This is a genomic window from Kocuria sp. MNB10 (genome assembly GCF_054073685.1).
On the sequence record NZ_CM133411.1, the window covers coordinates 860,106 to 886,459 of the forward strand.

19 protein-coding genes and 1 tRNA gene are annotated in these 26,354 nt (G+C 69.5%); 11 read left to right on the forward strand and 9 right to left on the reverse strand.

From position 1 onward, the window contains the following. The 4 genes from narI to ACW9PK_RS03795 are packed head-to-tail and all read right to left on the reverse strand — an operon-like array spanning position 1 to position 7,008. The gene (gene narI / locus ACW9PK_RS03780; protein WP_368835820.1) at positions 1 to 822 is read right to left on the reverse strand and encodes a respiratory nitrate reductase subunit gamma; all 822 of its coding nucleotides are present in this window, start codon (positions 820 to 822) and stop codon (positions 1 to 3) included. Beyond that, positions 819 to 1,514, reverse strand: coding sequence for a nitrate reductase molybdenum cofactor assembly chaperone (narJ, locus tag ACW9PK_RS03785; protein ID WP_368835819.1), 696 nt, complete (start codon positions 1,512 to 1,514; stop codon positions 819 to 821). The genes narI and narJ overlap by 4 nt, the downstream gene beginning before the upstream one ends. After that, on the reverse strand, positions 1,514 to 3,274 hold the full coding sequence (gene narH / locus ACW9PK_RS03790; RefSeq protein ID WP_145011151.1) for a nitrate reductase subunit beta: 1,761 nt from the start codon (positions 3,272 to 3,274) through the stop codon (positions 1,514 to 1,516). The genes narJ and narH overlap by 1 nt, the downstream gene beginning before the upstream one ends. After that, on the reverse strand, positions 3,274 to 7,008 hold the full coding sequence (locus ACW9PK_RS03795) for a nitrate reductase subunit alpha (RefSeq protein WP_368835818.1): 3,735 nt from the start codon (positions 7,006 to 7,008) through the stop codon (positions 3,274 to 3,276). The genes narH and ACW9PK_RS03795 overlap by 1 nt, the downstream gene beginning before the upstream one ends. A 409-nt stretch (positions 7,009 to 7,417) precedes the next feature. Between ACW9PK_RS03795 and ACW9PK_RS03800 the strand changes: the two genes are divergently transcribed. Genes ACW9PK_RS03800 through ACW9PK_RS03810 form a run of 3 tightly spaced genes read left to right on the forward strand, consistent with a single transcriptional unit; the run spans position 7,418 to position 9,833 of the window. Further along, positions 7,418 to 7,807, forward strand: coding sequence for a hypothetical protein (locus ACW9PK_RS03800; protein ID WP_239321675.1), 390 nt, complete (start codon positions 7,418 to 7,420; stop codon positions 7,805 to 7,807). Between the two features lie 3 nt (positions 7,808 to 7,810). After that, positions 7,811 to 8,419, forward strand: a complete 609-nt coding sequence (locus tag ACW9PK_RS03805) for a molybdenum cofactor guanylyltransferase (RefSeq protein ID WP_368835817.1) — start codon at positions 7,811 to 7,813, stop codon at positions 8,417 to 8,419. A gap of 22 nt (positions 8,420 to 8,441) precedes the next feature. Further along, entirely contained in the window at positions 8,442 to 9,833 is a 1,392-nt protein-coding gene (locus tag ACW9PK_RS03810; RefSeq protein ID WP_457016601.1) for a molybdopterin molybdotransferase MoeA, read from the forward strand. A 285-nt stretch (positions 9,834 to 10,118) separates the two neighbouring features. On the opposite strand, the gene ACW9PK_RS03815 is transcribed toward ACW9PK_RS03810, so the two are convergent. Continuing rightward, a complete protein-coding gene (locus ACW9PK_RS03815; RefSeq protein WP_457016603.1) occupies positions 10,119 to 10,622 on the reverse strand; it encodes a DUF456 domain-containing protein in 504 nt (167 codons plus the stop codon). 245 nt (positions 10,623 to 10,867) lie between these two features. Here ACW9PK_RS03815 and ACW9PK_RS03820 point away from each other — a divergent pair, with 245 nt between their 5' ends. After that, the gene (locus tag ACW9PK_RS03820) at positions 10,868 to 13,615 is read left to right on the forward strand and encodes a multicopper oxidase domain-containing protein (RefSeq protein WP_457016605.1); all 2,748 of its coding nucleotides are present in this window, start codon (positions 10,868 to 10,870) and stop codon (positions 13,613 to 13,615) included. 53 nt (positions 13,616 to 13,668) lie between these two features. On the opposite strand, the gene ACW9PK_RS03825 is transcribed toward ACW9PK_RS03820, so the two are convergent. After that, a complete protein-coding gene (locus ACW9PK_RS03825) occupies positions 13,669 to 18,750 on the reverse strand; it encodes an NAD-glutamate dehydrogenase (RefSeq protein ID WP_457016607.1) in 5,082 nt (1,693 codons plus the stop codon). A gap of 353 nt (positions 18,751 to 19,103) precedes the next feature. On the opposite strand from ACW9PK_RS03825, the gene ACW9PK_RS03830 reads away from it, so the two are divergent. Then, positions 19,104 to 19,937, forward strand: a complete 834-nt coding sequence (locus ACW9PK_RS03830) for a formate/nitrite transporter family protein (RefSeq protein WP_085106519.1) — start codon at positions 19,104 to 19,106, stop codon at positions 19,935 to 19,937. Between the two features lie 13 nt (positions 19,938 to 19,950). Here the strand turns inward: ACW9PK_RS03830 and ACW9PK_RS03835 are convergent, their stop codons facing one another. Beyond that, positions 19,951 to 20,496, reverse strand: coding sequence for a histidine phosphatase family protein (locus ACW9PK_RS03835; protein ID WP_167318881.1), 546 nt, complete (start codon positions 20,494 to 20,496; stop codon positions 19,951 to 19,953). A gap of 196 nt (positions 20,497 to 20,692) precedes the next feature. Next, positions 20,693 to 21,139, reverse strand: coding sequence for a YsnF/AvaK domain-containing protein (locus tag ACW9PK_RS03840; RefSeq protein ID WP_064845575.1), 447 nt, complete (start codon positions 21,137 to 21,139; stop codon positions 20,693 to 20,695). A gap of 105 nt (positions 21,140 to 21,244) precedes the next feature. Here ACW9PK_RS03840 and ACW9PK_RS03845 point away from each other — a divergent pair, with 105 nt between their 5' ends. From ACW9PK_RS03845 to ACW9PK_RS03855, 3 genes are all read left to right on the forward strand, one after another. After that, a complete protein-coding gene (locus ACW9PK_RS03845; protein WP_368844870.1) occupies positions 21,245 to 21,880 on the forward strand; it encodes a tetratricopeptide repeat protein in 636 nt (211 codons plus the stop codon). Beyond that, positions 21,877 to 22,926 carry an aldo/keto reductase gene (locus tag ACW9PK_RS03850; protein WP_457016611.1) on the forward strand — a complete coding sequence of 350 codons (1,050 nt, stop codon included), beginning with the start codon at positions 21,877 to 21,879 and terminating at the stop codon, positions 22,924 to 22,926. The genes ACW9PK_RS03845 and ACW9PK_RS03850 overlap by 4 nt, the downstream gene beginning before the upstream one ends. A gap of 183 nt (positions 22,927 to 23,109) precedes the next feature. Beyond that, complete coding sequence (locus tag ACW9PK_RS03855; protein WP_064845577.1) at positions 23,110 to 23,661, forward strand: DUF2617 family protein; 552 nt, start codon at positions 23,110 to 23,112, stop codon at positions 23,659 to 23,661. A gap of 33 nt (positions 23,662 to 23,694) precedes the next feature. Here the strand turns inward: ACW9PK_RS03855 and ACW9PK_RS03860 are convergent, their stop codons facing one another. Then, entirely contained in the window at positions 23,695 to 24,171 is a 477-nt protein-coding gene (locus ACW9PK_RS03860) for an acyl-CoA thioesterase (protein WP_085106522.1), read from the reverse strand. 117 nt (positions 24,172 to 24,288) lie between these two features. Here ACW9PK_RS03860 and ACW9PK_RS03865 point away from each other — a divergent pair, with 117 nt between their 5' ends. The 3 genes from ACW9PK_RS03865 (at position 24,289) to ACW9PK_RS03875 (ending at position 26,282) form a co-directional block, all read left to right on the forward strand. Further along, a complete protein-coding gene (locus ACW9PK_RS03865; RefSeq protein WP_457016613.1) occupies positions 24,289 to 24,927 on the forward strand; it encodes a YdcF family protein in 639 nt (212 codons plus the stop codon). 288 nt (positions 24,928 to 25,215) lie between these two features. Beyond that, positions 25,216 to 26,079, forward strand: a complete 864-nt coding sequence (locus ACW9PK_RS03870) for a metal-dependent hydrolase (protein WP_144931586.1) — start codon at positions 25,216 to 25,218, stop codon at positions 26,077 to 26,079. A 119-nt stretch (positions 26,080 to 26,198) separates the two neighbouring features. Continuing rightward, positions 26,199 to 26,282 (forward strand) — tRNA-Leu (locus ACW9PK_RS03875). The last annotated feature ends 72 nt before the right edge of the window (positions 26,283 to 26,354 follow it).

Genomic DNA, 26,354 nt, shown 5'->3' on the forward strand with positions numbered 1-26,354 from the left:
CTACTTGGCGCGCGTGGAACCGGAGCCTGTGGAACCGGAGTGCTCGCGCGGAGGGCGCGTGCGGCGTCGTGTGCTCGCGCGGTCCTGGGTGCCGATGGGCTCCCAGCCGCGCCGGTAGTTCACCGAGCCCGCGCGGAGCGAGTCCCCCCGGGAGCGGTAGACGATGTACGGGCGGAAGAGGTAGTGCAAGGGCGCGGTGAACGCGTGCACCAGGCGGGTGAAGGGCCACACGGCGAACAGCGCCATGCCCCACAGCACGTGCACGTGGAAGCTCGTGGACGCGGCGGCCATGGCGCCCACGTCCGGCTGCAGGATCCACAGCGAGCGGAACCACGGGGAGACCGTCTCGCGATAGTCCACGGTGGAGGGGTCGAACACGGAGAGCACCGTGGTGGCGAGCCCTGCCAGCAGGGCGCCCACGAGCATCACGTACATGAACTTGTCGTTGTTGGTGGTGGCCATGAACACGGGACCGGTCAGACGGCGGCGCACGATCAGCAGCACCAGGCCCACCAGGGTGCCCACACCGGCCACCGAGCCGATGGACAGCGCCAGGAAGTGGTACGCGTGCTCGGACATGCCCACGGCCTCGGTCCAGGACTTGGGGATCACCAGGCCCATGATGTGTCCCGCCAGCACGGCCAGGATGCCGAAGTGGAACAGCGGGGACGCGATGCGCAGCAGACGGGACTCGTAGAGCTGCGAGGAGCGGGTGGTCCACCCGAACTGGTCGTACTTGTAGCGCCAGATCAGCCCGCCCACCAGGGTCAGCATGACCACGTACGGCAGGACTCCCCAGAGCAGGATGTCGATCACGTTCACGGGTTTCCTCCGGTCATGGGCAGCAGGCGGGGGTCGTAGGCGTCCAGGCCCACTTCCTCGGTGGGCGGGCCGTAGCCGGCCATCCGGGCCACGGCGGACTCGTCCTCGGGCGAGGGCCCGGGCAGGGTGGAGCAGATCAGCTCCACCGCGCAGGCCTGGGGCAGCTCGTCCCGGACCAGCGCCAGGCGCAGCAGCTCCAGGGACGGGCGGTAGCGCTGCAGCAGCTCGAAGCCGTCCTCCGCGGAGACGCGCGCGGCGAACTCGAGCACCACGGGGAGGTGGTCCGGCAGTTCCTCGTCCCCGAACTCGCACCCGTGCGCGCGGTAGACCTGCTTGAACGCGGACAGCGCCTCGCCGCGGCGTCGGGTGTCCCCGTCCGTCCAGTAGGTCAGGTGCAGGCTGTGGCGGCGGGAGAGGTCGAACTCCTGGACGTACTCGCCCTGGATCTCCCGCAGGTCCGGCCCGCGCAGCCATGCGGTCAGCGGCGCGATCCGCTGCGGGTCCACGCCCACCTCTTCGAGCGCACTCTCCAGCAGCGGCAGCTGCGCCACGAGCTCCGGGCTCGGGTAGCTCAGCAGTAACCCGGCGCACTGGCGCACCACCGCGGAGCGCTGCGGCGTGCGGTCACGGTAGCCGGGGACCTCCACGGTGCCCTTGCCAGGCTTGCCCAGCAGGTTCGCGAGCAGGCCCATCACCGCGCCCCGTCCGCGCCGGCAGTCCCCTGGTCCGGACGGGAGCCGGGGTTCGACGACGTCGCCGCGAGGCTCGCCGCATCCTCCCCGGCCTCCGAACCCTGCCCGATCCGGGCGGGGAACAGGCCGGAGGGTGTGCCGTTGCCGTCCCAGTTCAGCAGGTTCACACGCCCGGCCAGCTGGTCGTTGCCCGTGGGGTCCTCCCCACGCTGGCGGGCCTTGAGCGCCGCGAAGTTCTCCACCGCCACGGGGGCGGGGCGCCCGGAGGCCTCCCCGAACACGCCGGTCTGGCCCATCCCGGGGCCGCCGTCCACGTCCAGGGAGCAGCCGATCTCCTCCAGGTTGTGGGCGTCCTCCACGTGGGCGGCGGGGATCACGTAGCGCTCGTCGTACTTGGCGATCGCCATGAGCCGGTACATCTGCTTGATCTGCGCACCGGTCATGCCCACCGCCTCCGCGATGCTCTCGTCCGGCTCGTCCCCGAGCGTGATGTCCCGCATGTACGCCCGCATGGCCGCGAGCTTGCGCAGCACGTCCGTGATCAGCTCGGTGTCCCCCGCGGTGAACAGCTCCGCGAGGTACTCCACCGGGATCCGCAGGGACTCGATCGCCCCGAAGAGGTTCTCCGGGTCCTCGCCGTCGTGGCCCTGTTCCTTGAGGAGGTCCACGATGGGCGAGAGCGGCGGCACGTACCAGACCATGGGCATGGTGCGGTACTCCGGATGCAGCGGCAGCGCCACCCGCAGGGTCTTGGCGAGCGCGTACACCGGCGACTTGCGGGCGGCGTCCAGCCAGTCCTCGGGGATCCCGTCACGCCGGGCGGCCTCGATGACCTCGGGGTCGTTCGGGTCCAGCATGAGGTCCAGCTGCGCCTCGTACAGGTCCTGCTCGTTCGGGGTCGCGGCCGCCTGGGTGACCTTGTCGGCGTCGTACAGGAAGATGCCGATGTAGCGCATGCGGCCCACGCACGTCTCCGCGCACACGGTGGGGATGCCCACCTCGATGCGGGGGTAGCAGAACGTGCACTTCTCGGCCTTGCCGGACTTGTGGTTGTAGTAGATCTTCTTGTACGGGCAGCCGGTGATGCACTGGCGCCAGCCGCGGCAGCGGTCCTGGTCCACCAGCACGATCCCGTCCTCGGTGCGCTTGTAGATGGCACCGGAGGGGCACGAGGCCATGCAGGAGGGGTTGAGGCAGTGCTCGCACAGCCGCGGCAGGTAGAACATGAACGTCTGCTCGAACTCGAACTTGATGCGGTCGTTCGCGTCCTTGCGCAGCTTCTCCACCACGGGGTCCAGGTGACCCATCTCGGTGGCGCCGCCGAGGTCGTCGTCCCAGTTCGCGGACCACTCGATCTTGGTGTCCTTGCCCGTGATCAGGGACTTGGGGCGCGCCACGGGGAAGTCGTCGCTCGCCGGAGCGTTGACCAGGTTCTCGTAGTCGTACGTCCACGGCTCGTAGTAGTCCTTCAGCTCCGGCTGCACCGGGGACGCGAAGAGCTGGGCCAGCTTCTTGAGCCGCCCGCCGGACTTGAGCTTGAGATTGCCCCGCTTGTTGAGCTCCCAGCCGCCCTTCCATCGGTCCTGGTCCTCGTAGCGGCGCGGGTAGCCCTGCCCGGGGCGGGTCTCCACGTTGTTGAACCACACGTACTCGGTGCCCGCCCGGTTGGTCCACGCCTGCTTGCACGTGACGGAGCACGTGTGGCAGCCGATGCACTTGTCCAGGGTCATCACCATGGCAACTTGCGACATCACACGCATCAGTACTGAACCTCCTGGGAACGTTTGCGGACCACGGAGACGATGTCCCGCTGGTTTCCGGTGGGCCCCATGTAGTTGAAGGCCCAGGACAGGTGGGCGTAGCCACCGATCATGTGGGTGGGTTTCACGAGGATGCGCGTCACGGAGTTGTGGATGCCGCCGCGCTTGCCCGTGGTCTCGGACTTGGGGACGTCGATCGTGCGCTCCTGCGCGTGGTGGACGTAGACGACGCCGGGCGGCATGCGGTGGGAGACCACGGCGCGTCCCACGAACACACCGTTGGTGTTCACGCACTCCACCCACTCGTTGTCCGAGACCTCGATGGCCTGGGCGTCCTGCGGCGCCATCCACACCGTGGTGCCGCCGCGCGAGAGCGAGAGCATGAACAGGTTGTCCTGGTACTCGGAGTGGATGGACCACTTGTTGTGCGGGGTCAGGTACCGCACGGCGATGGACAGCTCCCCCTTGTCGCCGAGCTGCGGCTCGCCGAAGAGCCGGTGCATGTCCAGCGGCGGGCGGTAGACGGGGAGCATCTCTCCCATGTCCTTGAGCCAGTCGTGGTCCAGGAAGAAGTGCATCCGCCCGGTCAGGGTGTGGAACGGCTTGAGGCGCTCGATGTTCACGGTGAACGGCGCGTACCGGCGCCCACCGGTCTCGGAGCCGGACCACTCCGGGGAGGTGATCACGGGCACCGGTGCCTGCTGGGTCTCCTTGAAGGTGATGAGCTTCTCCTCGGAGCCGCGGGCGAGGTCCGCCAGCGGCTTGCCCACCCGCTTCTCGAGGGTCTCGAAGCCCTGCGTGGCCAGCGCGCCGTTGGTGGTGCCGGACAGGCTCAGGATGGCCTCGGCCATGCGGGCGTCCGAGTCCAGGGCGGGCCTGCCCTCCGCCGCACCGGAGTCGAAGACGCCGTGCTGGCGGCCCAGCCGGTCCACCGTGGCGGAGACGTCGAACGTCACGTTCTTGGTGGTCAGCCCGAGCTTGTCCGCGAGCGGGCCGAGGGCCACGAACTTGTCCCCGATCGCCGTGTAGTCCCGCTCCACGATCTTCATGGGCGGCAGGTTTTTGCCCGGCACCGCGGGGATGTCTGTGCCCTTCCAGTCAGGGACGTGACCGCCCGGCTGGGCGATCTCCCCGGGGGTGTCGTGCTGCAGCGCGGTGGCCACCACGTCCTTGCGGGTGTCCAGGTGCCCGGCCGAGAGCCTGCCGACCTCGTCCGCGAGCAACTGGAACAGCTTCCAGTCCGTCTTGGCCTCCCACGGCGGGGTGATCGCCGGGGTGAACGCGTGCACGTACGGGTGCATGTCCGTGGAGGAGAGGTCGTACTTCTCGTACCACGTGGCCGCGGGGAAGACGACGTCGCTGAGCAGCGTGGAGGACGTCATGCGGAAGTCCGCGGAGACCAGCAGGTCCAGCTTCCCCTCGGGGGCCTCCTCCCGCCAGCGCACGTCCTGCGGCTTGGCCTGCGCGTGGTCCTCGCCGCGCACGCTGTGGTGCGTGCCCAGCAGGTGCTTGAGGAAGTACTCCTCACCCTTCGCGGAGGAGCCGAAGAGGTTGGAGCGCCACAGCACGAGCGTGCGCGGCCAGTTCTCCGGGGCGTCCGGGTCCTCGACGGCGAAGTTCAGCTCCCCGCTCTTGAGCTTCTGTGCGATCCACTCGGGTTCCGACGCCGCCTCGCCGCGTTCCACACCGGCGATCGCCGCGTCCGCGACGTCCAGCGAGTTCTCGTGGAACTGCGGGTAGAACGGCATCCACCCCAGGCGGGTGGACTGGGCCACGACGTCCGCGGTGTGCATGCCTCTCAGGTGACCCTCCGCGAGCGGCGACTGCAGGGAGTCGGAGGAGTACCCGTCCGAGCGCCACTGGTCCGTGTGCATGTACCAGAACGCGGTGCCGATCATGAACCGCGGGGGACGCATCCAGTCGTTCGCGGACGCCATGGCCGCCCACCCGGTGATGGGGCGGGCCTTCTCCTGGCCCACGTAGTGCGCCCAGCCGCCGCCGTTGCGGCCCTGGCAGCCGCACAGCATGAGCATCGCGAGGATCGCCCGGTAGGTGGTGTCACCGTGGTACCACTGGCAGATGCCCGCGCCCAGGATGATCATGGACCGGCCGTGGGACTTCTCCGCGTTGGCAGCGAACTCCCGTGCCGTGCGGATCACGGCCTCCGCAGGGACGGAGGTGACCTCCTCCTGCCACGCGGGGGTGTAGGGGGTGGCGGCGTCGTCGAGGCCCGCGGACCACTCACCGGGCAGGCCGTCGCGGCCCACGCCGTACTGCGCGAGCATGATGTCGAAGACCGTGGTGACCGTGCGCCCGGCCACCGTGGTGGTGGGAACGCCGCGGTGGATCACGGAGCCCACACCCGTGGGGTCCGTGAACGCGGGCAGCTCCACGGCGCTGACCCCGCCCTCGTAGCCCGCGGAGTCCGCCACGGACAGCGCCGGCAGGGTGTCCCCCAGGTCCAGGTTCCAGCGGCCCTCGTCCTGCTCGTTGTAGCGGAAGCCCATCGAGCCGTTGGGCACCACCGGGCGGTGGGTGTGCCGGTCCAGCAGCACCGTCTTGAACGCGGGGTCGGCCTGCCCCGCGGCGTCGTCGTCCCCCGCGGCCGCGAGGTCCTCGGCCGTCACGAACTTGTCCGGGACCACCGTGCCGTCCGCCCGCTGGTCCAGCGAGACCAGGAACGGGAGGTCCGTGTACTGCAGGACGTACTCCTCGAAGAACCGCACCCGGCGGTCCACGAAGTTCTCCTTGAGGATCACGTGGCCCATGGCCATCGCGAGCGCGGCGTCCGTGCCGGCCTGCGCGGGCAGCCACTCGTCCGCGAACTTGGTGTTGTCCGCGTAGTCCGGGCTCACCGAGACCACCTTGGTGCCGCGGTAGCGGACCTCCGCGAGCCAGTGGGCGTCCGGGGTGCGGGTCACCGGGATGTTCGAGCCCCACATCATGAGGTAGGTAGCGTCCCACCAGTCCCCGGACTCCGGGACGTCCGTCTGGTCCCCGAAGACCTGCGGGGAGGCCACGGGCAGGTCCGCGTACCAGTCGTAGAAGCTGTTCATCACCCCGCCGATGAGGTTGATGAACCGCGCGCCAGCGGCGTGGGAGACCATCGACATGGCGGGGATCGGCGAGAAGCCGGTGCAGCGGTCCGGGCCGTAGGTCTTGATGGTGTGCACGTGCGCGGCCGCGGTCATCTCCACGGCCTCCTGCCAGCTCGCGCGCACCAACCCGCCCTTGCCGCGGGCCTGCTGGAACTCGCGACGCTTGACGGGGTCGTTGACGATCGACTCCCACGCGAGCACCGGATCGTGGTGGAGCTGCTTGGCCTCGCGGTACATCTGCAACAGCACGCCCCGGATGTACGGGTAGCGCACGCGGGTGGGCGAGTAGGTGTACCACGAGAACGCCGCACCGCGCGGGCACCCGCGGGGCTCGTACTCGGGGCGGTCCGGGCCCACGGAGGGGTAGTCCGTCTCCTGCGCCTCCCACGTGATGATGCCGTCCTTGACGTACACCTTCCACGAGCATGACCCCGTGCAGTTCACACCGTGGGTGGAGCGCACCACCTTGTCGTGGCTCCAGCGGTTGCGGTAGAAGGCGTCACCCGCGCGACCACCCTCACGGAAGACGGCGCGGCCGTCCGGCGTCTCCTCCCAGCGGGAGAAGAAACGTCCCATTTTCAACAGCGCATCTGATGCCGGTCCGTCGATCCCGGCGGGGGTCTCGGTGGTTGCCATACCGGCATGCTAAGTCGATTTGGTATCGAAAATGCGTATTTTGTTCGGCGTGGCTCGGACATTGCGGTGAACCTGTGTGACGTGCGGGAATACGGCATATTTAGCTGGACTAATAAGCCTGGGTGCTGCCGCTGGTTCCCGAGGTTTTCTGGAGCGGTCTCGCGGTTCGCCGTCCCGGTCCCGACGGCGGCCGCACGGACGGTCCCCCAAGACTGCCGGGTGATTCCCGACGGCGTCCGCGCACCGGTTCCCGGGGGCTCGCGAGGCAACCATGCGACGTCGTTCCCGGATGTCCGTGCGAACGGCTCCAGGCGCTCGCGGGGCGACCGAGCGACGTCGTCCCCTCCCGGCCGACGGTGCCCGACCCGGTCGCGGAGGGCCGGGACCCGCGCCCGTAGACTGGTGCCCCATGAAGTCGTTCGTCGCTCCCGTGCTGCTCGTGATCACCGCGCTCGTCCAGGCTATGGGCATCTACCCCTACGTCCAGGACGGCATCACGCTCACTGGGCAGCTGCTGTTCCCCATCCTCTTCGCGCTCGCGGCCATGTACCTGGCCCGCAAGGGTCGCCCCGGCGCGTTCGGCACGGCGCACATGGTCATCCTGGTGCTGTCCGTGGTCCTGGTGGTGCTGTCCCTCGTGGGCATGAGCCAGCAGCTCCCGTACTTCTACCCCACCATGATCCTGTACTACATCGCGTTCGTGCTCGTGGCCGTGGAATGCGCGCTGCGCATCGCCGGGTTGCCCAAGAAGTCGAGTGCCGTGGGTGCGGAGTCCGACGACGCCGCCCCCACCCACTGAGCCGTGCCCTCCTCCCCGAACGCGTCCTTGCAGCTGCCCTTCGACACCGTGGTCGTGGCAGGGGGCCGCTCCTCCCGACTCGGAGGCGCCCCCAAAGCCCAGTTGTCCTTCGAGGGCTCCACGCTGGTGGCCCACACGGTCGCGGCGGTGCGCCTGTTCGGCGCCGTGGTGGTCGTGGGGCCCGAGGATCCGCGGCTGCCGCCGGACGTATTACGCGCCCGGGAGGATCCGCCCTTCTCGGGACCGGCGGCGGCGGTGGCCGCGGGCGTCATCGTCCTGGACGGCGTGAGCGGACGTCACGAGTGGACGGCGGTGCTCGCATGCGACATGCCGCATGTCGACCGCGCACTGCCCGCGCTCGTGCGGGCTGCGCAGGACGTCCCCCCGGAGGTCGACGGCGTGATGGCGTTGTCCGACGAGGGCCGGACCGAGAACCTCGCCGTGCTGATCCGTTCTGCGGCGCTGAGCGCGGTGCTGCGCGAGGTGCCCACGGTGGACGTGTCCGTGCGCTCGGTGTGGCGTCATCTGACGCTGGGCTCCGTCCCCGTCCCCCACGCCAGCACGAGCGACGTGGATACATGGGAAGATGTGCGTAGATTCGACCTGCACTGAATCGCCACGTCGAGGAGACATCATGCCCGGACTTCCGCACCAGCACGATCCCGCCGCTCACGAGGACGACGACCAGCGCGAGAACCGTTCGGCGGCGTCGGAACCGACCGTGCGCTGGGCCTCGTGGGACGAGGCCCGACGGATCGCCTACGGCACCCCGCACTCCCTCCCCAACATCCTGTTGCCGCTGGCGAAATGCCTCGACGAGATCCTCGCCGAGTCCGTGACCGCCGAGATGCCCGTGCCCCACTACCCCTCCGCCGCGGCGGACGGCTGGGCCGTGGCCGGGGAGGGCCCGTGGCGGATCCGCATGCCGCGCCCCGCCGAGACCGACGAGCGCCTGCTGCTGACCCTGCCCCCGGACCAGCGCATCCTCCCGGTGGTGGAGCTCAAGCCGGGTGAGGCCACCCACGTCAATGCCGGGGACGCCGTCCCGTTCGGGACCCGCGCGGTTCTCGAGGCCCACCGGGGCCACGTGGTCCCCGCCGACCCCGCGGCCCGCGACATGCCGACCGGTGAGCACGGCCGCGGACCCGAGGAGGGCGACACCCTCGAGGACGCCACACCCGCAGCGACCCTCGTGAAGAACCAGGACGTCCGGGCCGTGGGCGAGGAGATCGAGCAGGGGGACCTCCTGCTGCGCGCCGGTCGCAAGCTCAACCCCGCCCACCTCGGTCTCGCCGCGAGCGCGGGCCACGACATGCTCCCCGTACGACGCCGCCCGCGCGTGACCGTGCTGCTGGGTTTCGCCAACGTGGTCGAGGACGGCATTCCCGGCCCCGGTGAGGTGCGCGACGTCCTCGGACTGCAGCTGCCCGCCGCGCTGCGCGAACTGGGTGCGAACGTGGATCAGGTCCGGCGCGTGGCCGACGGCGCGGACGGAATGATCTCCGCATTCACGGAAGCCCCCATGGGTGCGAGCTCGCTGCTCGACGCCCGTGCGGAGATCGTGGTCTCCACCGGCGGCACGGGTCACGGGGAGGACGATCACGTCCGTAAGGCCCTCGAGGATCTCGGGGCCCACCTCATCATCGACGGCGTGGCGCAAGAACCCGCCCACGGGGTGATCGTGGCCCAGCTGCCTGACGACGGTCCCGTGGTGCTCGCGCTTCCCGGTTCACCGCTGTCCGCGATGACCGGTCTGCTAAGTGTGGGGCACGCCCTGATCGCCGGGGCCAAAGGTGAGGCCATGCCGTTCACGCGCCGCGTCACCGCGGGTCAGGACCTCGAGGCCACAGGCCGCACCCGCGTGATTCCCGCCTACCTTCAGGACGGCCGTGTGTTGCCGGAACTCACCGTGGGCCCCACGATGCTCTCGGGTCTCGCCCACGCGGATGTGCTCCTGGTGGTTCCGGAGGACGGCATGAGCGCGGGCCAAGACGTGGAGGTCATCCCCCTCCCCTGGCGGGGCTGAGGCGGGGGCGTCACGGGGTGGGCCTACGGGGTGCGCCCGGCCCGCCAGGGACTTTTGGGTGCCCTGACGCCCCCGCGCAATTTTCAGGCGCCGTGAGGCCATGGAGCCCAGCCGATGGTGGCTCCAGAGTAACTCGGAATTCGCGGGTGGCCTTGGAATGACTGATATGTCCAGGACGGCTTTGGAACGCCTGGGAGTTCCTCAGCGGCCCGGGCATGACTGAGAGTTACAGCGTGGCCCGGGGTGACTCATAAATTCGCCCGCGGGCGGGCACCGGGGCGGACCTCAGTTCACGGTGACGAAATAGACGATCGCCCCGATGATGAACGTCAGCGAGGCCAGCAGGGCGCACGACAGTTCCACCAGGATGCCCACGCCCATGGCCTTCGCGGCCACCCAGGATGTGCTCAGTGCGGTGTTGAAGTCTTTGTTGCGCACGGTCTCGGACAGCAGGAGCCCCACCACGAAACCGATGAACAGGCCCACCACGGGGATCACGAACATCCCGATCACCGCGCCCACCACACCGAAGAGCAGCGTGCGGTTCGGGATGGCCCGGCGTTTGAGCTTGCTGCCGGTGAGCACGAGACTCGCGGACATCCCCGCGAGGAGGAGCGTGCCGCCCAGGGCGAGCACGACCCACCCCTCGGGGGCACGCACCACGAACGCCCAGATGATCAACCCGATCAACGCGGTGATGGAGCCCGGGAGCACCGGGACCACGATCCCCACGCAGCCGATGACGATGAGGGCGGCTGTCGCGATGGTGGAGATAATGTCTGCGGTCACGCCCTCATCGTACGGGCAGGGCCGCTGACGAACGGCCCGCCGCTGCGGAACGCGGCGCGCGCGGGGGCCGTCATCGACTGCGCAACCCATGCACAACACCCGGTGGCACCGGTGGTTCCGCAGACCCATGGCCCGTGAACCGCGATCCGAACAGCGGTCCCCGTGGCGCTCCGGGCGGCGGTCCGGGCGGCACTGGCAGCCGCCTATTATGGTATCTCATACACCAATTAAGGAACGGATTCAGCGTGCCCCCCATCAGTGCCCCGCAGCGGCCCAGCACCTCCACCGCCCGCAGGGGCCGCTCATGGCACCGCACCGCGGGCAAGCCCGTGCGCTGGTGGCTCGTGGCCCTCGTGATCGTGATCGCAGCGCACCGGTGGATCCCGGACACCCGATGGCTCATGGTGCACATGGTCACGCTCGGGCTGATCACCACGTCCATCATGGTGTGGTCCCAGCACTTCACCGAGGCACTGCTGCACCACAAGCTCCCGGACTCCGGCCGTCCGCGGCAGATCGTGCGGATCTACGGGGTCACGGTGGGCACCGCCCTGTTGATCGTGGGGATGCTCGCGGGGTGGTGGTGGCTCACTGTGGCCGCGGCCACCGTGATCGGCGTGATGCTCACCTGGCACGGCCTGGCCCTGCTGGCACAATCGCGCACCGCACTGCCCGCGAGATTCGGACTCACCGTGCGCTGGTACGCCACGGCCGCGTTCTTCTTACCCGTGGGGGCGGTGTTCGGCACGATCCTGGCCCGCGACCTCTCCGCGACGTGGCACTCCCGGCTCCTGCTGGCCCACCAGGCCGTCAATGTCCTGGGTTTCGTGGGCCTCACCGTGTGCGCGACCCTGCTGACGCTGTGGCCCACGATCCTGCGCACCCGGATGCGCGACGACGCGGTGCGGTTGTCACGCATCGCTCTGCCCCTCATGGCCGCGGGCAGTCTCCTCGCTGCCGTGTTCGCGGTGCTCGGAACGGCCTCGCTCACGGCCGCCGCGTTGCTGCTCTACGCCGCCGGCGCGGCCACGGTGGGGTGGCTCATGCTGCGCACCGGGATGCAGCGCCGCCCCGAGGGTTACATGGGATGGTCCGTGGCCTCGGGCATTGCCTGGCTCGTGATGACCACGGTGCTGGCCGCGTGGCTCGTGCTGACCCGCGGGGTGGAGACCTCCGTGGCGCAGTCCCTCACGATCCCGTTCGTGGCGGGATTCCTGGTGCAGACTCTCTTCGGCGCCATGAGCTACATCCTGCCCTCGACCATGGGCGGCGGCCCCGCAACCGTGCGCGCATCTCTGGCCGCCATGAACCGCGCCGGGGTCTACCGCGTCACGGTCGCCAACCTGTGCATCACGTTGTTCGCCCTGCCCGCCGGGGTCCTGCCCTCGTGGGTCCGCGCGCTCGTGTCGATCGTGGGGGCCGTGGTCCTCGCGGCCTTCATCCCGCTCATGATCTCCTCGGCCAAGGCGGCCATCGCCGCACGACGCCGCGCCGTCGCCGAACGCGCGGCCGGCACAGCACCCACGGACCGGACCGGGGCAACCGCTGCCGAGTCCTCCCGCCGCGGGATGGGAACGGCCACCCAGTTCCTGGCCGGGGTACTCACGGTGCTGCTCACGATCGCGGCGGGGATCGCCGTCGCACCCCAGTCCGCGGGTTTCTCTCTCACGGGCAGCAACAGGTCGAGCGCGGAGGGCACCGGGGAAACCACCGAGGTCAGGATGCATGCCCAGCAGGACATGCGTTTCGACCCGTCCGAGATCCGGGTACCCCAGGGAAACCGCCTGGTGATCCACCTGACCAACGACGACCCCACCACGGTGCACGATCTCGTCGTCGCCAACGGCGCCACCTCCGGCCGCCTGGACCCGGGAGCCTCCGCGACCGTGGACGTGGGAGTGATCACCGACAGGCTGGAAGGCTGGTGCTCGGTGATCGGTCACCGCTCCATGGGGATGACCGTCGACGTGATCCCCGTGGACGCACAGGGCCAAGAGGTCACCGCCACCGGAACGGATGGCGCCCACGGTTCACACGGGCACGCGGAGCACACCGGAACGGACCCGGCGCAGGCGGCGGATCTCAACGCCGCCCCCGGTGAGGGTTTCACGACCCGCTCCCCCGAACTGGCCCCCGCATCGAACGAAACCGTGCACCGGATGACGCTGGACGTCCAGGAAGTGGCCCGCGAGGTGGCCCCCGGCGTGACCCAGGACGTGTGGACCTACAACGGTCAATACATGGGGCCCACGCTGCGCGGGAAGGTGGGTGACACCTTCGAGATCACCCTGACCAACGGCGGCACCATGGGTCACTCCGTGGACTTCCACGCGGGGGACATCTCCCCCGACCAGGCCATGCGCACGATCGCCCCCGGCGAATCGCTCGTGTATCGTTTCACGGCCCTCCGTTCCGGGATCTGGCTCTACCACTGCTCCACCATGCCCATGAGCAGTCATGTCGCAGCGGGCATGTTCGGCGCGGTGATCATCGATCCCCCGAACCTGCCGAGCGTGGACCGTGAGTACCTGCTCGTGCAGAGCGAGACGTACCTCGCGGCCCCGTCCCCGGATCAACCCGGTCTCCCGGAGGGGGTCAACGCGGTTGTGGATCCGGAGAAGATCGCCGCGAAGCAACCCTCGTTCACGATGTTCAACGGCCATGCCACCCAGTACATGCACGACCCGCTCACGGCCCGCCCGGGAGAGCGCGTACGGATCTGGGTGCTCGCGGCCGGCCCGTCCGAGGGGTTGAGCTTCCACGTGGTGGGCGGCCAGTTCGACACCGTCTACACGGAGGGCGCGTACCAGCTCTCTCCCGATGGACCCGGTAATCCCGGTGGGACGGGTGGCGCTCAGGCCCTGGATCTCGCACCAGCGCAGGGCGGCTTCGTGGAACTCGACTTCCGCGAGCCCGGGACCTACACGTTCGTCAATCACTCGTTCGCCGAGGCCGAGCGGGGCGCCCGGGGGCTGATCCGGGTCCAGGAGTGAGCGGGGCCCGGGCGACGTCGCATCGTCACCCGGGCCCCCGGTCACGTCCCGACTCAGTCGGTCAGTGCGCTGCGCAGCGTCCGTAGCGCCACGGACAGCGCGGCGAGTTCGACGCCGGCGTCTCCGCTGTCGGCCATGGACTCGATCTCGTCCAGGACCTCCCGCAACCGCTCGAGCCGGTCCGCGTTCTCCTGCTCCCACGCCTGGACCTTCTCCTGGGCGTTGTCCCCCGGGGAGTCCAGTGCCTGACCCGCGAGCGCCACGAGCGTGGAGTACAGGTCCTCGCGCATGGCGATCCGGGCCATGTTCTCCCACCGCGTGGTCTGCGGCAGGGCCGTGATCCGGTTGAGCAGGTTCTCCAGGCCGTAGCGGTCGAACAGGGCGAAGTACACGCGGGCGATCATCTGCACGGTCACGCCCTCGCCGGAACCCTGCGCGGTGTCGTCCGGCGACGCCGCGGCGTCGCCGGGCTCGTACGCCGCGATGCCCTGCGCCTGGGCGAGCCGGGCGACGTCGAGCAGTGCGAACGCGTCGAGCAGTTCCGCCCATTCCACGGCGAGTGCGCGGGGCACGCCCTGGCGCTCGGCGAGCTCGGCCTCGGTCCGGGCGCGCTCGGCGGATTCCTCGCCCAGCAAGCGGTCGTTGCCGAAGCGCAGTGCCACGATGGGCCGGTACATCTCCACGAGCTCCTGGATTCCGGAGTCGGTGTCCTGGCGGTGCAGGAACCAGCGGACCACGCGGTCCAGCAGCCGCCGCATGCGCAGCGACATCCGGTTCCACAGCTCCAGGGGCACCTCCGCGTCCAGCTGGGCGTGGCGGGTGGCATAGCTCTCGAGCTCGAAGATCTCCATGGCCACAGTGAACGCGCGGGCCACGTCCACGAGGTCCGAACCGGAGTCGTCCACCACGCGGTACGCGAAGGCGATCCCGCCGTAGTTGATGATCTGGTTGGCCACCACGGTGGCGATGATCTCCCGGCGCAACGGGTGGGTGTCCAGCTTGTCATCGAAGCGCTCCCGGATCTGGGCCGGGAAGTACTGGGACAGCGTGCGGTGGAACCAGGGGTCGTCCGCGAGGTCGCTGTCCACGAGTGCCGCGGAGAGCTGGATCTTCGCGTACGCCGTGAGCACGGACAGCTCCGGGCCGGTCAGGGGCTGGCCCTGGGCGGCCCGCTCGCGCAGCTCGGAGTCGGAGGGCAGGAACTCCAGCTCCCGGTTGAGGTCCGCGTGCTCCTCCAACCAGTGCATGAGCCGGATGAACGTCTCGGTGAATTCCACACCGCGAGCGCGCTCGGTGGTCAGCAGGACGTTCTGGGCCACGTTGGTGCGGAGTACGAGTTCGGCGACCGCGTCCGTCATGGACTCGATGAACTCCGCGCGCTCGTCCGTGGAGAGCAGGCCGGCCTGGACCATGCCGTCCACCAGGATCTTGATATTGACCTCGCGGTCGGAGGACTCCACGCCGCCGGAGTTGTCGATCGCGTCCGTGTTGACCAGGATCCCGTTCAGCGCGGCCTCGGTGCGCCCGAGCTGGGTGGCCCCCAGGTTGCCGCCCTCACCGATGACCTTGACGCGCAGGTCCTCGCCGTTGACGCGGATGGCGTCGTTGGCCTTGTCCCCGACCTCCTGGTTGGTCTCGGTGGACGCCTTCACGTAGGTACCGATGCCACCGTTGTACAAAAGGTCCGCGGGCGCGAGCAGCACCCTGCGCACGAGTTCCTGCGGGCTGAGCGACTCGACGTCGTCCTCGATCCCGAGCGCCTCGCGCACCTGCGGAGTGATGGGCACGGACTTGTCCCGGCGCGAGTACACGCCGCCGCCCTCGGAAATCACGTCCCGGTCGAAGTCCTGCCACGAGGTGCGCCCGGCGGTGAACAGCCGTTCGCGCTCCTGGTAGGAGGCCGCGGCGTTCGGGGCGGGGTCCAGGAAGATGTCCCGGTGGTCGAACGCGGCGATCAGGTGGATGTGCTCGGACAGCAGCATGCCGTTGCCGAACACGTCCCCGGACATGTCGCCCACGCCCACCACGGTGAACGCCTCGGACTGGGTGTCCACGCCCAGCTCGAAGAAGTGGCGCTTCACGGACTCCCACGCGCCGCGGGCGGTGATGCCCATGGCCTTGTGGTCGTAACCCACGGACCCACCGGACGCGAACGCGTCACCGAGCCAGAAGCCGCGCTCCAGGGAGATCGCGTTCGCGGTGTCGGAGAACGCGGCCGTGCCCTTGTCCGCGGCGACCACCAGGTAGGAGTCGTCGTCGTCGCGGCGCACCACGTTCTCGGGGTGCACCACGGTGTCCCCGGCCACACCGGAGGTCTCGGCCGACTCGCTCGCACCGCCCTCGGAGCCCGGGGTGGCATCACCGCGGGACGACGACGCCGTGTCCCGCGCGGTCTCGCCGGTCCCGTCCTGCGCGGTGCCGGTCTCGGCATCGCGCTCGATGTTGTCGGTGACGTCCAGCAGGGAGGTAATGAACAGCTTGTAGGCCTCCCGACCCTCGGTCAGCCAGCCCTCGCGGTCGGTCGCGGGATCCGGCAGCTGCTTGGGGAAGAACCCACCTTTCGCACCCGTGGGCACGATCACCGCGTTCTTGACCATCTGCGCCTTGACCAGCCCCAGCACCTCGGTGCGGAAGTCCTCGCGCCGGTCGGACCAGCGCAGACCGCCGCGGGCCACCTGGCCGAAACGCAGGTGCGTGCCCTCCACGCGCGGGGACCACACCCAGATCTCGAAGGCCGGGCGCGGTTGCGGGGCCGCGGGGATGGCCGCCGGGTCCAGTTTGAACGCCATGGTGGGCCGGCTCTGGAACACGTTGGTGCGCAGCGTGGCCGTGACCACGTCCGCGAGCGCGCGGAACAGCCGGTCCGCATTCAGGCTGGGGACCTCGTCGAGCACCCCGGCCAAGCGCTCCAGGGCGCCGTTGCGCGCCTCGTCGCGGGCGGCGTCGTCGTCGGTGAAGCGGGAGGGGTCGAAGCTCGCCGAGAACAGCTCCGCGAGCTCGTGGGTGGCCCGCGGGTAGTCCACCAGAGTGTCCGCGATGAACTCGAACGAGTTGGGGTAGTTCAGCTGCAGCAGGTAGCGCACGTAGGCGCGCAGCACGGCCACGGTGCGCCAGCCCATGCGCTCGGTGAGCACCAGGCGGTCCAGGCTGTCCGACTCGGAGCGGTTGGAGAGCACCGCGCACAGGGTGTGCTCGATGAGGTCCTCCGTCTTGGCGTCCTCGGGGCCCTGGGGGTCCACACCCTCGGGCAGCTCCACACCGAAGTCGTAGAGCTGGAACTCGCGCCCGTCCGCGGGGGTGACCGTGTAGGGGCGCTGGTCCAGCACGGTCAGGCCCATGTTGTGCAGCAGCGGCAGCAGCTCGGTGAGGGACAGCGCCTGGGTGAGGTAGATGTTCAGCCGGACCTGGCCGTCCGCCGTCTGCGCCACGCGCACCTCCGCGGGCAGGTCAGGGTCGCGGCCCCACAGCTCCTCGCAGCGCTTGAGGTCCTGGATGGCCTCCTCGATCTCGTAGTCCTCGCGGTACGAGCCCGGGAACGCGTTCTCCCACACGGGGCCCAGCGCACCGGCCTTGTCATCCTCGAACTCCAGGCCGATCGCCCGGCCCAGGGACTCGGGCCAGGAGCGCACCGCCGCGCGCAGGCGGGCTTCGAGGTCCTCGTGGTCGAAGTCCCGCACCTCACCCGTGTAGGGCAGCCGGATGCGGAAGAACAGGCGGGCCAGGGAGGAGGAGGTCAGGCGCACCTCGAAGTCGATGGCCTCGGCGTCGAAGACCTCGAACAGCTGGGCCTCGATGCGCTGGCGCACCGAGGTGTTGTAGCGGTCCCTGGGCAGGAACACCACGGCGGACATGAAGCGCCCAAAGGTGTCCTGGCGCAGGAACAGACGGGTCTGGCGACGTTCGTTGAGCCCCAGCACACCCCCCGCGGTCTCGTAGAGCTTCTCCGCGGACATGTGGAACAGCTCGTCCCGTGGGTAGTCCTCGATGATGCCCATGAGGTCACGGGCGGAGTGGGAGTCCGGGAGGAAGCCGAAGCGCTCGACCACCCGCTGCACCTTCTCGCGCACGAGCGGGGTCTGCTGGGCCGGGACCGAGTAGGCGTGGCGGGAGAACAGCCCGAGGATCAGGTACTCGCCATCCACATCCCCGTTCTCGGCGAACGTGCGCACCCCGATGTAGTCCAGGTACTCGCGGCGGTGGATCGAGGAGCGGCGGTTGGCCTTGGTCACGAACACCACCTGGTGGTCGCGCGCGTGGGCGCTGCCCAGGCCCGTGAGCTTCTGGGCATGGCCCTCGGTGCCCTGCTCCCGCAGTAGCCCCAGGCCCGTGTCCGGTCGCGAGTGCAGCACGGCGTCCTCGCCGTCCACCTCGAGGTCGTAGCGCTTGATGCCCATGAACACGAAATTGCCGCCGCGCAGCCACTCCAGGAACTCCTGGGACGCGCCCACGTCCGGCAGCCGCGAGCCGTCCTCGAACGTGATGTCCTCCAGGGGCGCGAGGGAGTCGGCGATGCGTCGGGCCTGCTCCAGCATGGCCTCCTGGTCCTCCGCAACCCGGCGCACGTCCGCCACGAGCGCCTCGATGTGGCGCGCGAGCTCCCCGCGGGCCTGCTCGTCCAGGGTGCGGTGCAGCTCCACGCGGATCCAGGACTCCACGGCGGTGTGTGAGCGCCCACCGGCGGCGCCGCCCACGAGCTCGTCCGTGATGGGGATCGAGGTGGTGTCCCCGGAGGAGACCGCGGAGATGTTGGGGACCTCCCCCAGGGATCTCAGCACGTCCTCGGAGTCACGTGCGGCGAGCAGCAGCGGGTGCAGCACGAGCTTCGCGCCACCCCAGTTGGCGGCGATCTCCGTGGTCAGCGTGGACACCAGGAACGGCATGTCCGTGGTGACCATGTACAGCACGGTGTCCCCGTGGTCCTCCCGGACCTCGATGCACAGTTCGTCCGTCCGGCGGCTGCGCCCGACCTCCCGGTGGCTCTCCGCCCGTTCCGTGAGCACCTGCTGGTCCGTGCCCGCCATGTCCGCATCCGGGACCGAGCGGTAGTACTCGTTGAGCCACGCCTGCTCTGCACTCCATCGCGGCCGCTGCCACACCGTGGGGATGGCCTGGGTGGTGGCTTGAGGAGAGGTCACTGCTGCATCACGCCTTAGCTGTCGTTGAGTTGGGATGTCACTCCACGGCGTGGCTCGTGGTGCCCGGTGGGGCACGGCACACAGACCTCCGCCGGACCGCTCGCCCCGGAACCCATGACGTCTGCCTAACCCACGGCCACACTGCCGCATGTTCCACCACCATAGGACCCCGCGAGCACCGGGACCAGGCGCCGCGCGTGTTCGCGCGAGCGTTGCACGGCCCTACACTCATGCAGTTACGGTTTTCCCCTCGCACCCCGCCCACCGGCGACTGCGGGTGCCCGTGACCCCGCAGCCAGGGCGACCCCGCAGCCGGGGCGCAGCCCCCCCCCACGACAGAAAGCAGAGCAGTCATGACCAACGTGAACCCATTGGATGTGGTGGCGAACGCCGTCACCGCCGGGGAGGCCAAGGCCACAGCGCCCTCCGGCGCCCTCGTGCTGCGCGGCGTGCTGGGCGGTGCCGTGCTCGCGGCCACCACCTCGTTCGCGGTGTCGGCCACCGTGAGCTCCGGCTCGCCCGTGGTGGGCGCCCTGCTCTTCCCCGCCGGCATCACCATCGTGATCCTCATGGGCATGGAGCTGCTCACCGGCGGCTTCGCCCTGACCCCCATGGCCGCGCTGCGCGGACTCGTCCCGTGGTCGGCCGTGGCCCGGTACTGCCTGATGGTGACCATCGGCCACATCATCGGGGCTGCGCTGTTCGCCCTGCTCTACGCGGGCACCCTCACGGGCTTCGGCTCCCACGACGCCGGCGCGCTGGGCAAGAAGTTCGCCGACACTGCTGCGGCCAAGACCACTGCCTACCAGGCCATGGGCTTCGCGGGCATGGTCACGGTGTTCGTCAAGGCCGTGCTGTGCAACTGGCTCGTGTCCCTGGGCGTGTTCATGGGCATGGTCTCCAAGGACACCATCGGCAAGATCGCCGCCATCTGGCTGCCCATCATGGCGTTCTTCGGCCTGGGCTTCGAGCACGCCGTGGTCAACTTCTTCATGATCCCCATGGGCATGCTCATGGGCGCGGACGTGGGGCTGGGCGACTGGTGGATCTGGAACCAGATCCCTGTGCTGCTGGGCAACCTGGTGGGTGGTTTCGTCTTCACCGGACTCGCGCTGATGTACGCGCACCGTCCGGCCCGCACGGAGGCCACCGAGACCGCGGCCGCTCGCCCGGGCGCAGAGCAGTAGTCCGGTAGGTCGGTCAGGGGGCGGCAGCCAGCTGCTGCGTGGTCACCTCGACCACTTCCCCGTTCTGCAGGCTCGGCAGCTCGACCCCCAGGATCCGGCCCGCGGTCAGGCGGATGAACGTCCCGTGGGCCACGATCATCACGTCCTGCTGCGGGTACCGCGCGGCGATCTCGCGCAGTACCGCGATCCCCCGCTGCACCACGTGCTCGGCCGCCTCACCGTGCTCCTCCATGAACGCGTGCCGCTCGTCCTCTGTCATCCCGGTGCAGTCGTAGCCCTCCGCGTCCCCGAAGGAGCGCTCCGCGAGGTCCGCGTAGGTCCCCGCCGGCGCGAGTCCGAGCTGCGCCCCGATGATCCGGGCCGTCTCCCGTGCGCGCTGCAGGGGAGAGGAGACCAGCGCATCCCAGTGTCGCCCCGACGCCGCGAGTTCCCGGCCCACCGCGCGGGCCTGTTCCCTGCCCGTGTCGTTGAGGGGGATGTCCGTGCGGCCCTGCAACAACCGTTGCAGGTTCCAGTCCGTCTGGCCGTGGCGGATCAGGGTCAGGGTCGTTTCGTTCACCCCACCAAACTACCCCGCGGGCACCCTGATGCCGCAGCGGCGTCGTCACCCTGTGACGCGGACGCGGACGACGCCGCATCCACCGCGGGTGCCGCTGGCCGGGGGTTCCGTCGCGAGGGCGGACGACGACGGACCGGCACCCCGCTCGGAGATGCCGGTCCGTTGGAAGCTCTTGCCGCGGGCGACGCCGCGTGGCTCAGTGCGCGGGGCGCTCGTCCGTCTCGATGTCCACGCGCTCCTTGCGGAGGGTCTCCTCGATCACCTCGGTGCGCTCGACACGCTCGGCGACCAGGCGGACACGCTGGTACGGGACCCGCATGGTCTGCACCACGGGCTCGGTGCGGTACAGGATCAGTTCGTCCTCACCCACGGGCAGCTCGCGACCGTCCAGGAACGCCTGACGCTCCTCCTCGGTGATGGGGGTGCGCACCACGTTGGCCTCCTCCGAGGCGAGGGTGACCTCCTGGCGGACGGGCTCACTCACCACGTACTTGCGCAGCCGGGCACGGCCGGTGACCTCCTCCTCGCGGTTGATCACCAGACGCTCCTCGTGACGGATCACGGAAGCATGCTCGTCGTCCGGGGCTGCTGCGTGGCGGGGATCGCGCGAGTCCTGCCCCGGTGCGGTGTTCTGTACTGCCATCCTGACCTCCTGGGAGAGTGTGGTTTTGAGATTAGCAGCCGGGTTCCGAATCGGCCCACCATGTAGCATCCTTAGATTCTTACTGGGTCCCGGGAGGTTGATCTGATGAGTTACTCGGATGACGGCAACGGTTATTTCACGCGTGCTCTGGACGCCGAGGACCGCGGTGAGCACGACCTCGCGGAGACCGCGTACCGACAGGCCATCGAGCTGTTCCACGAATCCGGCGACACCGCCAAGGAACTCGCCGCGTGCCACTACAACCTGGGCCACATCTACGTGGTCATGGAACGCACCAGCAAAGCCGTGGCGGAATACCGCACCGCGCTCGAGTACTTCTCCCAGCTCCCGGGCAGTGGCAAGCATAAGGCCCGCGCGCACCTGATCCTGGGGTCCCTGCTGGTCGAGACCGGGGAGTTGCGCGCGGCCGAGACCCAGTTGTTGGACGCCCTGGGCCAGTACCTGGACGCCCCCCACGAACCCCGCGACCAGGCCGACTGCTACAGCAACCTCGCACGGGTCTACCGCGAGACCCAGCGCAACGCGCAGGCTGTGACCGCGTACAACCGCGCCGTGGACTTCTACGAGGAGGTCCCCGATTCCCTGCGCGACCGCTCCGACTGTTTCACGGAGCTCGGAACGGTCTACGAGAGCACGGGCAAACTCGACGAGGCCGCCGCCGCGTTCGCCGAGGCCGCCCGCCTGCGCCGCGGCGCCGAGCAGCAGGGCGGGCGCCCGTGAGCAATCCCCTGATCTACGGGTGCATGACCCTGGGTGGCTCCTGGGGTCAGGAGTCCGTCCCGGCGTCCCAGTACGACGTCGCTCGCGAGGCCGTGTACGCCGCGCACCGGGCCGGGTTCGAACTCTTCGACCACGCGGACATCTACATCGGCGGCGCCTCTGAAACCCTGTTCGGTCGCATCCTGGCCGAGGACGCCCTGCTGCGGCGCGCGGTGCGGATCCAGACCAAGTGCGGGATCAAGCTGCCGGGTAACACCGGGCCCCAGGGCTCACCCGTCCACTACCGACTCGACCGTGACTCCGTGCGGTCCTCCCTGGAGGGGTCCCTGCAGCGGCTCGGCGTGGACCACGTGGAGCGGTTGTTCCTGCACCGCCCGGATCCGCTCACACCCCTGGGCGAGACCGCGCGGGCCCTGGACGAACTGCACCGTGAGGGCCTGATCGGTTCCGTGGGGCTGTCCAACATGACGCCGCATCACGTGGCCGCGTTCCAACAACTGTTGAGCGTGCCCGTGACCGCGGTGCAGATCCAGATGAGCCTGGCGCACCGCGATTTCGTGGAGTCCCAGGTGCTCGCCAATCACCCGGAGGGGACCGGGGTGTCGTTCCCCGGTGGGCTGCTCGCCCAGTGCATCGCGGACGAGATCGAGTTGCAGGCATGGGGTGCCATGGCCGGCGGGATCTATTCGGGTGCACCCGCGCCCGCGTCCGGAGCTACGTCCGCGCCGGCTGCCTCGTCCGGGGAGGACGGGATGGGCGGTGCGGAGACCGGGGGTGCGGCGTCGTCCTCCGGCGGTGCGAACGAGGACCCCGTACGGCGGACGAGCGCCCTCGTGGAGCAGCTCGCCCAGCGCATGGGCGTGTCCCGCGAGGCCGTGGTGGTGGGTTGGTTGCTGCGCCACCCGTACGGTATCCGCCCGATGGTGGGGACCTTGAACCCGCAGCGGATCGCCGCGTGCGCGCAGGCGCCGCGGGCCGCCGAGCTCATGACCCACGAGGACTGGTACGCACTGTGGACGGCGGCGCGGGGCCGTCCGCTGCCCTGATCCAGCCCCTGTCACCGCAGCCGTTCCGGCACGCACCGCGTCCGTGTGGGCCCGGGTGGCATATATGCGTCGTCATCAAACGGTGACCTTCCGGTGCTTGCTCGCGCACCCGCTTGGTGGATATTTTCTTCTGTAAAGCCGATGCGGCGGACTGCCGCGGGGCCGAAGAGGGAGAACAAGGCTATGGAGCATCGCTGGCTGACCCCGTTGCACGGGCATGTCGTGTGCCGCCCGGAACAGTTCGGGTACCGCACGGACCTGGGCGTGCTGGACGCACCGGCCGGGCGCTCGCTGCGAGTGGACGAGCACACGGTCGTGGAACTGCGTGTGGGTTCCTTGCACCACCAGTGCGTGATCACCCACGCCGGGGAGCAGTGGGTCGAGACCGTGGGTCTGTTCGAGGACACCGCAGCGCAACTGCCCACGCTGTGCAGCATCGCCCACCCCACGCCGTTCGCCTCGCACGTGGAAGTGGGCTGCACGGTCACCGAGCACTCCCCTCGCGGTCTGCAGCGGGAGCTCGCGCGCCTGCACGACACCCTGGATGCGGCGCCCCTGGCGGTGTGCGTCCAGGACACCGAGGACCCCGCGGCGGTCACCGCTGCCACGTGCCACGCGGACCCGGACTCCCACGCCGTGCTGTGGTGGACGTGGCGGGTCTTGCCGGAAAGCGGCCACATCCTGCGCACCCGCGCGCAGCTGCGGTTGCGGACCCCGGTGAAGCTCGCCGCCTGAGCGACGTCGGCGCGGTGCGCGGGTGTGCGCAGGTCAGAACGGCGACGGCGCCGTATACGGTTCCAGCAGTTCGCGTTGTTCGGGGGTCAGGCGCACCACCGTGCGCGTGCTCGGGAGGTAGAACGCGAGCTGGGTCTGCGCGCGGACGCAGGGAGCGCCGTCGGCGAAGTCTAGGATCTCGAATCCCAGGACCAGGGTGGCGGCCCGGGCGGAGACCACCCACACGCGCACATCCACGGGGACGTTGCGGTACGCCAGGGGGCGCAAGTACTTGACCCGATGCTCGGCGATCAGCGCCTGGGTGCCCTCCGGGAGCACTGAGAACAAGGGGATCTTGGCCGGCAGGACCTGCTCGCCCGTGCCTACGGGGACGCCGAACGCGGCGATGCGCGCTTCCTCGAGCACACGGACGACCTCCACGTTGTTCACGTGGCCGTACGAGTCCATGTCCCCCCACCGGAGCGGAACCTGGCAGATCATCGAACGTTCGAGGTGGTCGTTCGAGCGCATGAGCTGACTCCTTGGTGGGTGTTTACCGGTACGAGATGCAGAAGCCTCGGAAGGGGTTCCGCTGGATGAGATGATATCCGCGGCATTCCTGTAAAGCCCCACATCGGAAGGACATCCGTGGCACACGCGGCCCCCGGGCAGACCCTCGCCAAGAAGCGGCGGTGGCCCCTGCTGGTGTTGACCGTCCTGACGATCCTCATGGTGCTGTGGCTCGCGGTGTGCCACGCCGTGCTGGACAACCCCCGCGTGGATCCGCCGAAACGATCTGACGCGGTGTTCGTGCTCGGACCGCCGGACACGTCCCGCATGGCCTACGCGGAGGACCTCGTGTTCAACCAGCACGTGGCGGACACGCTGGTGATCTCCGCCCCGGACCCCCAGCCGTACGAACCACCGCAGATGCAGGAGTACTACTCGACCCGCCCGTTCTGCGCGCCCCGGGAGGGCGTGGAGGTGATCTGCTTCAAACCGGATCCGTCCACGACCCAGGGCGAGGCCATGGAGCTGCAGAAGCTTTTCGAGGAACGCGGGTGGGACACCGTGACCGCCGTGACCTTCACCCAGCACGCGCCCCGATCGCGGCTCATCCTCTCCCGCTGTTATCCCGGTGAGCTACGCATGTCCGCCGTGGACTTCCACATCACGGGCAAGAGCCTGCTCATGCAGTACCTGCACCAGACGGGCGGCTTCATCAAGGCCTGGCTCACACCGGGGTGCGATCAGCAGCTCCCCTGGAACCCCAAGTCTTTGGACTGACGCTTCACGCTCACGAATCGAGGGGTGGTGCGCGGACCCACCCACGCTGGTTCGGCAGGGCAGGACATGGCCCCACGCGGGTGACTGAGGCGCGGTGCACCGACCGTCGTGAACGGATGGCGCGGGGCATGGACGCGCGGTGGTCGACTGCCGCGCACAGTGCGGATCCGAGCAGGTCGCCGAGGCGGCCTCCGCAGCCGCTTATGCAGGTCGGAACCGGTTCCTACCCTGGGGTCTGCTTCTTCCCCGAGGTCTTGAGAGGACCACCACCATGCCCAGGTTCCCCCGATGATGGGCCCCAGCCATGCCGCGTGCGGTGCAGCCGCGTGGGTGGCGCTGACCGGTACCTACACCGTGCACCTCGCCGACGTCTCCGTTCCGGTGGGTTTGGGGGTGATGCCCGTGGGCGACCCCGGCGTCATCACCGGCGCGCTGATCTGCGCCGGCGCGGCCCTGCTCCCGGATCTCGACCACCCCGGGGGCACGGTCGCCCGCTCCCTCCCGCCACTGTCCACGTGGGTGGCCCGGGCGGTCGGCAAACTCTCCGGGGGCCACCGCAGGGCCACACACTCGCTCGTGGGGCTGCTCCTGATCATCGTCCTCGCGCTGTTGTCCCAGCGCGCGTCCGTCCCCGTGGGGGACGCCCTACGCTGGAACTCCTTCTCCTGGCCCGGGGCGGAAGGTCAGGCTGGAGAGATCCCGGACGCCGCGGCGTCGTTACCAGGACAGGTGTGGCCCCTGGCGGCGGTGCTGTCCGTGCTGCTCATCGCGTGCGCGGTGAAGGTCCTGGCGTTCGTCCCGGACCGGCTCTCCCACGCGAACTGGATCGTGGGCATCCTGCTGGGGGCGTTCGTCGCGGCGAATCCCCCGCAGAACCCGCGCTGGTTCGTGGTGGCCGTGGGTCTCGGGTGCGCCGTGCACATGCTGGGGGACCTGCTCACGACCCAGGGGATCCACCTGTTGTGGCCCCTGCGCACGTCCCTGCCGCTGCCCACCACGTTCTACAAAGGCCGCTCGTTCGTGCGCTTCCCCGTGCTCGGCAACGCGGGCTCCGCCCGGGAGATCGCCCTGCTGGTCCCGGTGACGCTCTACGCGCTCGCCGGACTGTTCTGCGCCGGCGTCACGTGGGCGGGACTCACGGTGAGCATCTGAGGCGCCACAGCGCCGTCGCCCCTACCGAGAGTTCGACGACGCCGCGATTCGCCAAACGTCGCACGCGTCAGGTATTCTTTTCGACGTTGCTCACCGGCGAATGCCGCGTGGAACAACGAGCGCGAGTGGCGGAATAGGCAGACGCGCACGGTTCAGGTCCGTGTGCCCGAGAGGGCGTGGGGGTTCAACTCCCCCCTCGCGCACCGCAAGAAGTCCCGTTCGACCGGAAGGTCGGGCGGGACTTCGTCATTCGCGGGCCGGTCCAAGGCAACCGT